Annotated in this window: 12 protein-coding genes and 2 pseudogenes; 4 read left to right on the top strand and 10 right to left on the bottom strand. The window is 61.7% G+C overall.

Going from position 1 to position 13,068, the window contains the following annotated elements; all coding sequences use genetic code 11:
• Window positions 1-40: 40 nt before the first annotated feature.
• The 3 genes from AC0L3N_RS15715 to AC0L3N_RS15705 all read right to left on the bottom strand — a co-directional run bounded on the left by AC0L3N_RS15715 (window position 41) and on the right by AC0L3N_RS15705 (window position 3,247).
• Complete coding sequence (locus AC0L3N_RS15715) at window positions 41-637, bottom strand: LysE family translocator (RefSeq protein WP_473548439.1); 597 nt, start codon at window positions 635-637, stop codon at window positions 41-43.
• A gap of 150 nt (window positions 638-787) precedes the next feature.
• Window positions 788-1,360, bottom strand: a complete 573-nt coding sequence (gene ilvN / locus AC0L3N_RS15710) for an acetolactate synthase small subunit (protein WP_123151908.1) — start codon at window positions 1,358-1,360, stop codon at window positions 788-790.
• Window positions 1,361-1,450: 90 nt separating this feature from the next.
• Window positions 1,451-3,247 carry an acetolactate synthase 3 large subunit gene (locus tag AC0L3N_RS15705; RefSeq protein WP_473548437.1) on the bottom strand — a complete coding sequence of 599 codons (1,797 nt, stop codon included), beginning with the start codon at window positions 3,245-3,247 and terminating at the stop codon, window positions 1,451-1,453.
• A 491-nt stretch (window positions 3,248-3,738) separates the two neighbouring features.
• Between AC0L3N_RS15705 and AC0L3N_RS15700 the strand changes: the two are divergent.
• A pseudogene (locus AC0L3N_RS15700) lies at window positions 3,739-5,542 on the top strand (NAD(P)-binding domain-containing protein).
• Window positions 5,543-5,554: 12 nt separating this feature from the next.
• Here AC0L3N_RS15700 and AC0L3N_RS15695 read toward each other — a convergent pair.
• From AC0L3N_RS15695 to AC0L3N_RS15685, 3 genes and pseudogenes are all read right to left on the bottom strand, one after another.
• The gene (locus AC0L3N_RS15695; RefSeq protein WP_123151911.1) at window positions 5,555-6,082 is read right to left on the bottom strand and encodes a GNAT family N-acetyltransferase; all 528 of its coding nucleotides are present in this window, start codon (window positions 6,080-6,082) and stop codon (window positions 5,555-5,557) included.
• 58 nt (window positions 6,083-6,140) lie between these two features.
• Window positions 6,141-6,448, bottom strand: a pseudogene (locus AC0L3N_RS15690) (hypothetical protein).
• Between the two features lie 4 nt (window positions 6,449-6,452).
• Window positions 6,453-7,019, bottom strand: coding sequence for a helix-turn-helix domain-containing protein (locus tag AC0L3N_RS15685; RefSeq protein WP_473548436.1), 567 nt, complete (start codon window positions 7,017-7,019; stop codon window positions 6,453-6,455).
• A 154-nt stretch (window positions 7,020-7,173) separates the two neighbouring features.
• On the opposite strand from AC0L3N_RS15685, the gene AC0L3N_RS15680 reads away from it, so the two are divergent.
• Window positions 7,174-9,003 (top strand): ATP-binding protein, encoded by a 1,830-nt coding sequence (locus AC0L3N_RS15680; RefSeq protein WP_473485300.1) that lies wholly within the window; start codon window positions 7,174-7,176, stop codon window positions 9,001-9,003.
• 52 nt (window positions 9,004-9,055) lie between these two features.
• Here AC0L3N_RS15680 and AC0L3N_RS15675 read toward each other — a convergent pair whose 3' ends face one another.
• The 4 genes from AC0L3N_RS15675 to miaA form a co-directional block, all read right to left on the bottom strand.
• Window positions 9,056-9,304 (bottom strand): type II toxin-antitoxin system RelE/ParE family toxin, encoded by a 249-nt coding sequence (locus AC0L3N_RS15675; protein WP_473548518.1) that lies wholly within the window; start codon window positions 9,302-9,304, stop codon window positions 9,056-9,058.
• Between the two features lie 65 nt (window positions 9,305-9,369).
• Window positions 9,370-9,636, bottom strand: a complete 267-nt coding sequence (locus AC0L3N_RS15670) for a type II toxin-antitoxin system ParD family antitoxin (RefSeq protein WP_292424314.1) — start codon at window positions 9,634-9,636, stop codon at window positions 9,370-9,372.
• 115 nt (window positions 9,637-9,751) lie between these two features.
• On the bottom strand, window positions 9,752-10,543 hold the full coding sequence (locus tag AC0L3N_RS15665; protein ID WP_473548435.1) for a GGDEF domain-containing protein: 792 nt from the start codon (window positions 10,541-10,543) through the stop codon (window positions 9,752-9,754).
• Window positions 10,544-10,647: 104 nt separating this feature from the next.
• Window positions 10,648-11,616, bottom strand: coding sequence for a tRNA (adenosine(37)-N6)-dimethylallyltransferase MiaA (miaA, locus tag AC0L3N_RS15660; protein ID WP_473548516.1), 969 nt, complete (start codon window positions 11,614-11,616; stop codon window positions 10,648-10,650).
• Here miaA and serB point away from each other — a divergent pair.
• Together serB and AC0L3N_RS15650 are read left to right on the top strand one after the other, a co-directional pair.
• Entirely contained in the window at window positions 11,606-12,493 is an 888-nt protein-coding gene (gene serB / locus AC0L3N_RS15655; protein ID WP_123152095.1) for a phosphoserine phosphatase SerB, read from the top strand. The two genes, miaA and serB, sit on opposite strands and share 11 nt — an antisense overlap.
• Window positions 12,490-13,062 carry a GNAT family N-acetyltransferase gene (locus AC0L3N_RS15650; RefSeq protein WP_123151914.1) on the top strand — a complete coding sequence of 191 codons (573 nt, stop codon included), beginning with the start codon at window positions 12,490-12,492 and terminating at the stop codon, window positions 13,060-13,062. Before serB ends, AC0L3N_RS15650 begins: the two co-directional genes overlap by 4 nt.
• The last annotated feature ends 6 nt before the right edge of the window (window positions 13,063-13,068 follow it).

Genomic DNA, 13,068 nt, shown 5'->3' with positions numbered 1-13,068 from the left:
CATTACGAAGATTTAATGTGCAGTGCACAACAAGCGTCAGCTACCGCAGCATCGGCCACAGCGTCGCTGCCAGCAGCACGCCCATGGCGATGTTGAACCATTTAAGCCGCACCGGGTCCGACAGAAAACCGCGCAGCGCCATGCCGAAACCTGCCCACACCGAAACACTCGGCAAATTGACGACGGTGAAGGCTATCGAGATCAACGCCACCGAGAGAAACGGATGCTCCGGAATGGCATAGACGGCCGTGGCGGTGATCGCCATCACCCACGCCTTGGGATTGACCCACTGGAACGCTGCCGCATCGATGAACCGCATCGGTCGCGATTTGGCCTCGCCCTTGCCGCTGAGCGAACGCGACACGGCGATCTTCGAGGCGAGATAGAGCAGGTAGACGCCGCCCGCGATCTTCAATCCGGTGTGCAGCACCGGAAACGCAGTCAGCACCGCGCCCAGCCCGAAGCCGACGGCAAGCAACAGCACGAGGAAGCCGATGCTGATGCCCAGCATGTGCGGAATGGTTTTGGCGAAACCGAAATTCACGCCGGAAGCCAGAAGCATGAAGTTGTTCGGACCCGGCGTGATCGAGGTCACGAAGGCATAGACCAGCAAGGCAAGGAACGCATCGAGGGTCATTGGCTTCTCCCAAGCAGGTCAGCAATATTGTCCTTTTACCTCAGACGCACAAAGGCCACCTCGCGGCGGCAGCCGGGCCAGAAGGTCAGGATCAAGCCGACAGAATAGATACAGGCGGTGCCAGAGCACTGGACCCAAAGCGCCGGATGATCACATCCCTTGCGGGCCGCGGTTCAACGCCGCCACGCCGGTGCGGCAGATTTCGACCAGGCCGAGCGGTTTCATGATGGCGATGAACTGGTCGATCTTGGAGCCTTTGCCGGTGATCTCGAAGATGAAATGCTCGGTGTTGGCGTCGATGACGCTGGCGCGGAAGGCATCGGCCAGCCTCAGCGCCTCGACGCGGCCTTCGCCGGTGCCGGCCACTTTCACCAGCGCGAGTTCCCGCTCCAGCGGCCGTTCCTGGCCGAGCTCGTGCGAGCGCACGGTGAGATCGACGACACGGTGCACCGGCACGATGCGCTCGAGCTGGTGCTTGATCTGCTCCAGCACATGCGGCGTGCCGCGCGTCACGATGGTGATGCGCGACAGATGCTTCTCATGTTCGGTTTCGGAGACCGTCAGGCTCTCGATATTGTAGCCGCGTCCGGAAAACAGGCCGATGACCCGGGCAAGCACGCCCGGCTCATTATCGACCAGCACGGACAGCGTGTGAGTCTCCGGCTTTTCAGTTTCCTTGGCGATGAAGTAGGCCGAGCCGGTCGGTTGAAGCTGTGCGTTCATGACATGAATCTCGATTTCAAACTTTTGAACTGTTTTTCTGTTTCCGCACGGCTTCTTCCGACAGCCCTGCCTCGGCTCGGGCGTTAGGCGTTACACCAGTTCCCTGCCTTTGGCGTCGATGGCGTTGGCCACCGCCTCGTCGGTCGCCTCGTCCGGCAGAAGCATCTCGTTATGCGCCTTGCCCGACGGGATCATCGGGAAACAGTTGGCAAGCGTCGCCACCCGGCAGTCGAAGATCACCGGCTTCTTCACCGAAATCATCTCCTTGATCGCTTCGTCCAGTTCGTCCGGCTTCTCGCAGCGGATGCCGTAGCCGCCATAGGCTTCGGCAAGCTTGACGAAATCCGGCATCGCTTCGGTGTAGGAATGCGACAGCCGGTTGCCGTGCAGAAGCTGCTGCCACTGCCGCACCATGCCCATATACTGGTTGTTGAGGATGAAGATCTTGATTGGCGCTTCGTGCTGCACCGCGGCACTCATCTCCTGCATCGTCATCTGCACCGAGGCATCGCCGGCAATGTCGATGACCAGCGCATCCGGGTGCGCGATCTGCACGCCGAGCGCCGCGGGCAGGCCGTAGCCCATCGTGCCGAGCCCGCCGGAGGTCATCCAGCGATTCGGCTTCTCGAAATGATAGTGCTGCGCCGCCCACATCTGGTGCTGGCCGACCTCGGTGGTGATGTAGGTGTCCATGTCCTTGGTCAGCGCGTAGAGCCGCTGGACGGCATATTGCGGCATGATCACATCGTGGTTCATCTTGTAGGCAAGCGAATCCCGTGCGCGCCATTTCGCGATCTGCTCCCACCACGGGTGCAGCGCCTTCTTGTCGGCCTTGGCGGTCGCCCGCCACAGCCGCACCAGATCCTCCAGCACCCGGCCGACATCGCCGATAATAGGCACATCGGTATGGACGTTCTTGTTGATCGACGACGGATCGATATCGATATGGATCTTCTTCGAGTTCGGCGAGAACGCGGTGAGCCGGCCGGTGATGCGGTCGTCGAAGCGCGCGCCGATGCAGATCATGACGTCGCAATCATGCATCGCCATGTTGGCTTCATAGGTGCCGTGCATGCCGAGCATGCCCATCCAGTTCTTGCCCGAAGCCGGATAGGCGCCAAGGCCCATCAGCGTCGAGGTGATCGGGAAGCCGGTTAGGTCGACCAGTTCGCGCAGCAAATGGCTGGCTTCCGGGCCGGAATTGATGACACCGCCGCCGGTATAGAGGATCGGCCTTTTGGCGTTGGCCATCAGCTCGACCGCCGCCTTGATCTTTTCCAGATCGCCCTGGACCTTAGGCTGATAGCTCGTGCGCGGCGCCGTCTGTGGCGGCACATAGATGCCCTTGGCGAACTGCACGTCCTTCGGGATATCGACGACGACCGGACCGGGGCGTCCTGTCGTCGCGACGTGGAAGGCCTCGTGGATGATTGCCGCGAGCTCGTTGACATCCTTCACCAGCCAATTGTGTTTGGTGCAGGGGCGCGTGATGCCGATCGTGTCGCACTCCTGGAACGCGTCCGAGCCGATCAGCGAGGTCGGCACCTGACCGGTCAGGCAGACCAGCGGGATCGAATCCATCAGCGCATCCTGCAACGGCGTCACCGCGTTGGTGGCTCCCGGCCCCGAGGTCACCAGCATGACGCCGGCCTGGCCGGTCGAGCGCGCATAGCCCTCCGCCGCATGACCCGCGCCTTGCTCGTGACGGACGAGGATGTGCTCGACCTCGTCCTGTTGGAAGATTTCATCATAGATCGGGAGAACCGCGCCGCCCGGATAGCCGAAAACATGCTTGACGCCATTGTCCTTCAGCGCCTGCACCACCATTTCGGCGCCAGTCATTTCGGTTCTTGGCATTTCGCGCCGTTCGTTCCGTCCACTGCTCATCGGTCTGGTCCCGTACTGTCCGCCATCGGGCGATTGCTGGTCGTTTAGTCGTGTTTCGGGCAATAAAAAAGGCCCCCGAGGGAGCCTGTGTCTGCGCATGGGAGGTTTTCGCCCGGCGGTTACACCGCCTTGCCCACGCGCTTTCCTACTACGAGAATGAGTGCCGTTTTCATGGTGGCGGACAATAGAATTGGTTTTGCGCCGCTGTCAACGGCGAATGTGCACGACGCCAAAAGGCTTTGAACCCGGCCGTATCAGACGCGCCGGTTGTCCATCATCGCATCGAGCCAGCTATTTTTGCCACAAGACACCGCTCCGGTACGATCGCCGGCAGTACAAAGCTCCGCGATCGGCCCGATAAGCCATTGAAACCACGCCAAACTATTTGACGACGTGACGCGGCGCACAGTTTGCCGCGATACTCCGGTCAACCGGGCTGGGAGGGTCCGGCAAGCCGCGATAACGACCAGGACTTCACGGGAGGAAATTTGATGCTCGACAAGGCCCCAGCCGAGAAACTGTCCGACCTGCTCGACCAATTCGGCGCAGCGCTTGCCGCCGGCGACGTCGACAAGGCGGTCGGGTGCTTTCAGGAAGACTGCTACTGGCGCGACCTGGTGACCTTCACCTGGAACATCAAGACCATGGAAGGTCGCGACCAGGTGCACGACATGCTGACGAGCCAGCTGGCGAAGACAAGACCTTCGAACTGGGCGATCGCCAAGGGCGAAGACGCCACCGAGAGCGACGGGCTGCTCGAAGGTTGGATCAGTTTCGAAACGGAAGTTGCGCGCGGCTTCGGCCATATCAGGCTGAAGAACGGCAAGATATGGACGCTGCTCACCACCATGGTCGAGCTGAAGGGTCATGAAGAACCCGCCGGCTTCGCCCGGCCGTTGGGCGCCAAGCATGGTCACGGAAAAAAACCGGCCGACCTGGAAAGAGGAGCGTGAGAAAGAAGCCGCCGAACTTGGCTTTGTCAGTCAGCCCTACACGCTGATCATCGGCGGCGGCCAGGGCGGCATCGCGCTCGGTGCCCGGCTGAGGCAACTCGGCGTGCCGACCATCATCGTCGAGAAGAACGAGCGTGCCGGCGATTCCTGGCGCAGGCGCTACAAGTCGCTCTGCCTGCACGACCCGGTCTGGTACGATCATCTGCCCTATATCGACTTCCCCAGGAACTGGCCGGTCTTCTCGCCCAAGGACAAGATCGGCGACTGGCTGGAAATGTACACCAAGGTCATGGAGCTGAACTACTGGCCCTCCACACAGGCCAAGAGCGCCGCCTATGATGACGAGAAAAAGGAATGGACGGTCGTCGTCCATCGCGATGGCAAGGACATAACGCTGAAGCCGACGCAGCTGGTGCTGGCCACCGGCATGTCTGGCCGGCCCAACATCCCGAAGTTCAAGGGCATGGAGAATTTCAAGGGTGATCAGCACCATTCTGCCAAACATCCCGGTCCGGACGGCTACGTTGGCAAGAAGGTCGTCGTCGTCGGTTCGAACAATTCCGCGCACGATATCTGCGCCGCACTCTGGGAAGCCGGCATCGAGGTCACCATGGTGCAGCGCTCGACCACCCATATCGTCAAATCCGACACGCTGATGGATATCGGGCTCGGCGCGCTCTATTCGGAGCAGGCCGTGCAAAACGGCATGACCACGGCCAAGGCCGATCTCATCTTCGCCTCCCTGCCCTACAAGATCCTGCACGAATTCCAGATTCCGCTCTACGAAAAAATGAAGGAGCGCGATGCTGCCTTCTACGAGGGCCTGGAAAGGGCCGGCTTCATGCTCGACTGGGGCGAAGACGGCTCCGGCCTGTTCATGAAATATCTCAGGCGTGGTTCCGGCTACTATATCGATATCGGCGCCTCACAGCTCATCATCGACGGCGCCATCAAGCTGAAGAGCGGCGTCGACGTGACCGAGATCAAGGAACATTCGGTCCTGCTCAGCGACGGCACCGAACTGCCGGCCGATGTCGTCGTCTATGCCACCGGCTACGGTTCGATGAACGGCTGGGCGGCGGAGCTGATCTCGAAAGAGGTCGCCGACAAGGTCGGGAAGTGCTGGGGTCTCGGCTCGAACACCACCAAGGATCCCGGTCCTTGGGAGGGCGAACAGCGCAACATGTGGAAGCCGACGCAACAGGAAGCACTCTGGTTCCATGGCGGCAATCTGCACCAGTCACGCCACTATTCGCAGTTCCTGTCGCTGCAGTTGAAAGCACGGCACGAGGGCATCGCGACGCCGGTCTACGGGCTGCAGGAGGTCCACCACACGGGATAGAAATTCGGGCTGTCACCGGCACTGGCCGATGCGCTTCCAGTAGATAAGGGTACCGGTAAGTCCACCATGCGGCTTCAATGCATAGTCCGGTATCTCACCGGCAAGCGTGAAGCCCAACCTGTCATAGAGACCGGAAGCGCCCTCCTCTGTCGCTGTATCCAGGACCAGCAGTGTGCGGCCCTTCTCGACGGCGAGGCTTTCGGCCGCCCGCATCAGGCGGGTGGCCACGCCTTTGCCGCGATGGTCGACGCGGGTCATCAGCTTGGCGATCTCGGCCCGGTGCGGCTGGTTGGGGGGACAGTCGAGCAGCAAGGTAACGGTGCCGACCAGAGCCTCGCCGTCCCAGGCGCCGAGCACAGCTCTTTCGCCCCTTGCAGCCGCAATAAGCGACTTCCTCCAGAAGGCACCTGCCGCGCCCGGCGCCAGCGGATGCATGAAACTGACCGATCCACCGGCCGCAACCGTCTCGATCAGCATATCGACCAGCATTGCGTGCGTTTCCGCGGTTTGTGTCAGAGCCTTGATCTCGATGGAACTCATGCGTGCGCTGATCCTTGAACAAGATGAAACGTCTGTGAAGTCGCGATCGTCGCTGCCGTCAGTCGGAAAGGTTGACACGCCTTCGCCTCCTGGCCCGACGAATTTCTGCGATGCGCTCCGCATCTTCTTCCTGCAGATGCCGCCCGCGCTCCAGCAGTTCGAGCGTGTATTCCTCATAGGTCAGGCCCAGCCGCTCGGCCTTGTCCAGCCGCATCAACATGACGTCACGGCCTGGCGCTTTCCGGGCTTTGGCGTGGGCTGCCTGCCAGGCAAGGAAGATGTAGGCGTCGCCCTGCCCCATGGCGGCCCCTCATAGTCGTCAAGAGGCGGCCCGCCATTGTCGGTGCGTTTCGGGCGACGCATCATTGCCTCAGCCTCTGGCCAGCGCGACCAGATAGTCGGCGGCGGCCGGTCCCGGAGCATGGAAGGTGCAATCCGATGGCGCGCCAAGCGCCAGGCAGTCACCCGGTTCGAGGCCGTGGACGATGTCGCCCTCGGTGAATTCCAGCCGTCCGGAAATCAGCCATATCTGCTGTCTGATGAAGGCATAGGACGCTGCCGGAAAGCTCACCTTGGCCCCCGCCGGCAATTGGACCCGGATCAGTTCGAGCGGCATGTCCGAAACCGGCGAAAGATGCCGCCGGACATAGCCGGTTGCGGGATCGCGCCAAAGCGGCTGATCGTTTTCGCGAAGCAGCCCGCCGCCTTGCAGCTCGGCCCGCGCGATGAGGGTGGAAAGCGTCAGGCCGAAGGCCGCGGCGATTCGCACGAGAAGTGCCGCGGTCGGGCTCGTCTTGCCACGCTCTATCGTGCTGAGCATGGCTTTCGAAACGTCGGACCGGTCCGCGAGCTCCGCCAGCGACCAGTCCCTCAAGGTTCTTTCGGAGCGTATTCTCTTGCCGATGGTCGAGGAGATATCGTTCGCTATATCAGCCATTCATCCGGTATATCGAAATTTTGGAGTCGAGCAAGGGGCCGATCGGTCCAATTTTTGCGAATGGTTTAATGTCCCCTACACCATCCGACCTCATCCCCCCTTAACCCCGTCGGTGTAAGGTCGATTGCCTGGGGAAATGGGAAACAGCCTGTCCATGTTCGTCGACCGCGAAGCCTCCGTCGGAGAGCCGACTTTGCAGGAGCGCCGCAAGGCGGAGCAGAACGACAAGCGCGTTCTGGGCAATGTCGTCCAGTGCGACGGCGCGCGCGCCACCATCAGCGCCCATGCCGCCGATGTCGAAGGCACGGTCACCGGCCATTGGAGCGTCGGCAAGATGATCTCCATCAACCTTGGCGCCACGCGAACCGTCGGGCTGGTCTACGAGGTCGGCAAATCGGATCGCGCCTGGCACAATGCGGGCCAGAACCCGATCGAGGTCAGTATCGAGCTCATCGGCGAGGTGCGCGACGGCGCCGAGCCCGGCGCCAAACCGATTTTCGACCGCGGTATCACCACCTATCCGCATATCGGCGCCATCGCCCACCGCATCCGCAGCCGCGACTTGCAGGCGGTCTACGACCTCGCCGGGCGCCATTCGATCACCATCGGCACGCTGTCACAGGATGAGGCGATCGACGCCAACATCGCCATCGACGACACGCTGGCGCGCCATTTCGCCATTGTCGGCACCACAGGCGTCGGCAAATCCACTGCTGTCTCGCTGCTTTTGCGCAAATCGATCGCCGCTCGACCCGACCTGCGCGTTCTCATCCTCGATCCGCACAACGAGTTCGCCGCGTCCCTGCCGGAGCACTGCGTCAGGGTCGATTCGACGACGCTGGACCTGCCCTTCTGGATGTTCAAGCTCGAGGAATTTGCCGAAGTGCTGTTTCGCGGGCGCGAGACCGTGCCGGAAGAGGTCGATGCCTTGCGCGATCTCATTCCCGCGGCCAAGAACCTGTATCGCAACCCGAATTCGGGCACGTATCTAAAGCGCGGCACTGATGCACTGACCGCGGACACCCCGGTGCCCTATCGCGTTGTCGATCTTATCAAGCAGATCGACGAGCGCATGGGACTGCTGGAAAGCAAGAACGACCGCCCCACCCTCAAGTCGCTGAAGACGCGCATCGAATCGGCAGCCTCGGATCCGCGCTACCGCTTCATGTTCAATTCGCGGCTGATCGAAGATACGATCCACGAGACGATCGGCAATATTTTCCGCGTGCCGCACCACGGGCGCCCGGTGACCTGCTTCGAGATGGCCGGCATGCCGTCGGAAGTGGTCAATTCCGTCTGTTCGGTGCTGGCGCGCCTGGCCTTCGACCTTGCACTGTGGAGCGAAGGCCGGCTGCGGCTGCTTTTGCTGTGCGAGGAGGCACACCGCTACATGCCGGCCGATCCGCGCCTTGGTTTTGCGCCGACCCGACACGCCCTGTCGCGCATCGCCAAGGAAGGCCGCAAATATGGCTGTTATCTCGGTATCGTCACGCAGCGCCCGGGCGAGCTCGATCCCACCATCCTGTCGCAGTGCTCGACCTTTTTCGCCATGCGGCTTGCCAATGAGCAGGACCAGGCGATCATCCGCTCGGCGATCGCCGATTCCTCGGCCTCGACGCTGGCATTCCTGTCTTCGATGGGCCAGCGCGAAGCCATCGCCTTCGGTGAGGGCGTGGCGACGACCATGCGGCTGAAGTTCGAAAAAATGTCCGATGAGCTGATTCCCGGCACGGCCAAGCGCGAGGAAGCGTTGCCGTCCGAAATCGGCAATGATGTCGACCTGGTGGCGATCGTCGAAAGGCTGCGCAACGTGCCGAAACCGCAGCAGGCGATGGCCTTCGCCGAAGTCGTGGATTCCGCGCGTCAGGCCGGCGATCCCGACTACCGCAAGCCGCCCGTCCCGCGCGTCCAACCCGACGACGATTTCGACATGCGTTATGGCCTGAAACCCGCAACCTTCGGCTTACGCCCGCAAAACGATTGATGGCGGCCAGTCCAAAAAACAGCGAGAGGGTTTGGAAGCCGGCGCCAAGCGTCTAAAGACGTTCTTCGAAGAATTCCGGCGTGATGTTCCGGCCGCCATAGAAAATGCCCAAAATCAGCACCCGCTCGCCCTCGACGGCAAAAGCGATGCTGACGGTGCGCCGGTAGCCGATAATGCGCAGACCAGGCATGACCTCCAGCCGCTCGGTGCCCCGTTGCGGGAACGTCGAGAGCCCGAGGCAATGGTCGCGGACACCGGCAACGAAATTCCAAGCGATCGTGGGCGAGGCTCGTTCCGCGATATCGTCATAGAGCCTCTGTAGCTCTGCCTCCGCGTTGGATGAAAGACAACCTGATAGTCCATCCCCTATTTGGCTTTCGCCAGGTTCGCGCGGTGACGCGCTTCCAATCGGGAAAAGACCGTGTCGGCCGGGATACCCTTCGTCCGATCCTGCTGGAACTCGGCCAAGCGGGAAGGTATCTCCTCGCGGAGCCACTTCTCGCGCTCCGCCTCGAAATCCTCGAGCATGCGCAGGCCCGCACGGACAACCTCGCTGGCATTATTGTAGCGGCCGGATTCGAGCTGCTTCCTGATGAAGTTCTCGTAGTGATCATTCAGAGCATAATTTGGCATGGTGGCGTCCTATCGAGATAATAGGTTGAACAGCACGATTTAGCAATAGATGTCAACTATTGACAATACGCGAGATTTCTTGGTCGTCAGGGGGCGTCTGAGGAATTTTGGGATTTCAGGCGCAGACGCGGTTTCGGCCTTGCCTCTTGGCCTCGTACAGCTGGCGGTCGGCGCGGCGATAAAACTCTTCGGCGGTTTCCTTACGGTCCCAGACGGCAAGGCCGACGCTCGTGGTGATCTTCAGCCGGACATTGCCTGACAGTATCGACATGTTGGCGATCGCCTTGCGGATGCGCTCGGCGAATTTGGACAGAAGTTCGGCGTCCATGTTGGGCGTGACCACTGCGAACTCCTCGCCACCCAGGCGCGCCACCACGTCGTGATAGCGTGTCATGTCCCTGAGACAGCTGGCGACCGCGCGTAACACCTGGTCGCCGACATCATGTCCGTGGGTGTCGTTGACCTGCTTGAAATGGTCGAGATCAAGGATCATCAGCCCGACCGGCTTCTCGATGCGGCGGAATTCCTCGAGATATTCCTTCAGTGCATCGTCGAAATAGCGCCGGTTCTGCATGCCGGTCAGGCCGTCGGTCAGCGCCGCGTGCTCCAGCGTTTCCGAACGGGCGCTGAGCGAAACCGTCATGGCGCGCAGCTTGCCTTCTTCTGTCGCCTGCTTGCGGATCAGCGGGTAGATGAAGAAAATCCCGAAGAACAAGGCAGTCGCCAAAAGGACGCCGGTCCCAAACAACAGCTTGTTGAGATAAATGATCTCGTCGACCCTGGCGGGTGTATGAACCTCTTCGGCGAAGGCTTGCAGAAGCCCATAGGCGTGAAGCGTCACCAGGCCGGCGGCCAGGATCACGAAGATGAAGACGAAAAAGGCTGATTCCGCCTTGTGAAAACGCATCTGCTCCCCGTTGGAAAATTTCCAAAGACGTTATGGCATGGACGGGCTTACGGAGGGTTAATTAGGACAACTTCAACGGGAAGCCTCCCCTCAAAGTCAACTTTTCAGGTTGCACTGGAAAGGATATCCGAGATCGTGGATCCCGCACGATCATCGGGGCGCAATCGCAGCCATTCCGGACCCAACTGATGCCTGAACCAGGTCGCCTGGCGCTTGGCGTATTGTCGCGTCGCAATCTTCGCGCGTTCGATCGCTTCGGGAAAACTCAACTCGCCGGCCATTGCGGCCTGCAGTTCGCGAACGCCGATCGCTTTCATCGCCGGCAAGTCGGGATCGAGGCCAAGATCGGTCAGCCGCCTGACCTCGTCGAGAGCACCCTTCTCCAGCATGCGGTCGAACCGCGCCTCGATCCGCTCCACCAGTGCCGCTCGGTCCTGTTCGATCACAAAGAAGCGCGTGCTCGCCCTGTCGATCAGTGGGCGGCCGCGCGCCGCCTGCCATTCCAGGATAGAACGGCCCGACGCGTCGAGCACCTCCAGCGCTCGCACGATGCGCTGGCCGTCGGTCGGCTTCAGCATCATACCGGCTGCCGAATCCTCGCGCAGCAGGATGCGGTGCAGCTTGGCCGCGCCCTGCTCCTGGAGTTCGTAGCGCCAGCGATCACGGATCGACTGCGGAATGTCGGGCATTTCCGAAATGCCTTCCGCAAGCGCCCGGAAATAAAGTCCGGTACCACCGACGAAAATCACCGGCCTTTCGAAGAACGTGCCCTCGTCGATGAGCTTCATCACATCGCGCAGCCAGGCGCCGGTGGAATAGGCGGTGGAGGGATGGACATGACCGTAGAGAAAATGCGGGACGCGGGCGAGTTCGGCAACAGTCGGCCGCGCCGTCAGCACGTCGAGCACCGAATAGCCTTGCATGGAATCGGCGTTGACGATGACACCGCCGTTGTGCCCGGCGAGGTCAAGTGCCAGGGCGGACTTGCCGCTGGCAGTCGGCCCGGCTATCAGGATCGCGTTGTTAACGCGGCCCTCGCCCGCCTGCCCGCCGGAATTTTCGATGCCGCTGATCGCCACGCTTGTGTCCCATCCCGCCGGCCGCGCATTGTCGCCGGCGCTTGCGAATATGGTGTCACTGTCGGTCGGCGCAAGCACCGTTCGCTGGCTGGCCGAAGACATCGCCTGCGAGTTCGCTTTGCCCGAGGCGGCCGAAGCGGCTGAAACGACCGCCAGCCTGCGCGCCGTGCTCGCACCCGAACCGGTCGACGTTATCGTCCAGCAGGCCGAGGGAAGGCGGAAGAAAATCCTCATCGCCGATATGGATTCGACTGTTATCGATCAGGAGTGCATCGACGAGCTTGCCGACGAGATCGGCGTCAAGGATTACGTCGCCGCCATCACGGCGCGATCGATGAATGGCGAGATCGCTTTCGAGCCGGCTTTGCGCGAACGGGTGGCGCTGCTGAAAGGCCTCGACACTGCCGTGGTCGACCGCGTCATCACCAACCGCCTGACGCTGGCTTCCGGTGGCCGCGCGCTTGTCCAGACCATGCGGGCCGACGGCGCATGGACTGCACTCGTGTCGGGTGGCTTCGACGTCTTCACCTCACGCATCGCCGCCATGCTCGGCTTTCAGGAGAACCGCGCCAACCGCCTGATCGAGCAGGACGGTCGCTTCACCGGGCTGGTGGCCGAGCCGATCCTGGGGCGTGCCGCCAAGGCCGACGCGCTGCTCGAGATTTCGGCGCGTCTCGGGCTGACGACCGCCGACGCCCTTGCTGTCGGCGACGGCGCAAACGACCTCGACATGATCCGCCTTGCCGGCGCCGGTGTGGCACTTCATGCCAAGCAGGTCGTGGCGGCGGAGGCAAAATTCCGCATCGACCATGGCGACCTGACCGCGCTTCTCTATCTGCAGGGCTACCGGCGGGAGGAATTTGTAGAGTGACGCCGATCCGCACCGAGCGCCTGATCCTGCGCAACTGGGAAGATTGCGACCGTGAGCTCTTCTACCGCATCAACTCCGACGAGCGCGTCATGGAATTCTTTCCGTTTCGCCGCGACCGCGCGCAGGCCGACGCCAAGATGGATGAATTGCGCGCCGTCATCGACCGCGACGGTTTCGGCTTCACAGCCGCCGAGATCGCAGTCACCGGCCATTGCATCGGCTTCGTCGGCATAACCCGAACCGATCATTTGCCCTTCTTGCCGGCCGGCACCGTCGAGATAGGCTGGCGCCTGGCGCCCGAATTCTGGGGCCATGGCTATGTCACCGAGGCAGCCGAAGCCTGGCTCGCCTATGGTTTCGAAACGCTTGGCCTCAAGGAGACGGTTTCCTTCGCCGTCAAGGATAACAGCCGGTCCACCGCCGTCATGGAACGCCTGGGCATGACCGCCGACCCGGCCAGCGATTTCGACCACCCCGGCATTCCGGACAGCCACGCCATGCTCAAGCGGCATGTTTTCTACAGGCTGACAGGCAAGGATTGGCAAGCAAGAAAAAAGGCGGCTCGCTAGCCGCCC

This window comes from Mesorhizobium sp. WSM4807, assembly GCF_055811615.1.
This window is presented reverse-complemented; position numbering and strand designations above follow the sequence as displayed.

Coding starts and splice junctions, on each gene's coding strand:
- AC0L3N_RS15715 (WP_473548439.1), bottom strand. CDS start 637: ATGACCCTCGATGCGTTCCTTGCCTTGCTGGTCTATGCCTTCGTGACC.
- ilvN (WP_123151908.1), bottom strand. CDS start 1,360: ATGAACGCACAGCTTCAACCGACCGGCTCGGCCTACTTCATCGCCAAG.
- AC0L3N_RS15705 (WP_473548437.1), bottom strand. CDS start 3,247: ATGAGCAGTGGACGGAACGAACGGCGCGAAATGCCAAGAACCGAAATG.
- AC0L3N_RS15695 (WP_123151911.1), bottom strand. CDS start 6,082: ATGAGTTCCATCGAGATCAAGGCTCTGACACAAACCGCGGAAACGCAC.
- AC0L3N_RS15685 (WP_473548436.1), bottom strand. CDS start 7,019: ATGGCTGATATAGCGAACGATATCTCCTCGACCATCGGCAAGAGAATA.
- AC0L3N_RS15680 (WP_473485300.1), top strand. CDS start 7,174: ATGTTCGTCGACCGCGAAGCCTCCGTCGGAGAGCCGACTTTGCAGGAG.
- AC0L3N_RS15670 (WP_292424314.1), bottom strand. CDS start 9,636: ATGCCAAATTATGCTCTGAATGATCACTACGAGAACTTCATCAGGAAG.
- AC0L3N_RS15665 (WP_473548435.1), bottom strand. CDS start 10,543: ATGCGTTTTCACAAGGCGGAATCAGCCTTTTTCGTCTTCATCTTCGTG.
- serB (WP_123152095.1), top strand. CDS start 11,606: ATGCCGCTGATCGCCACGCTTGTGTCCCATCCCGCCGGCCGCGCATTG.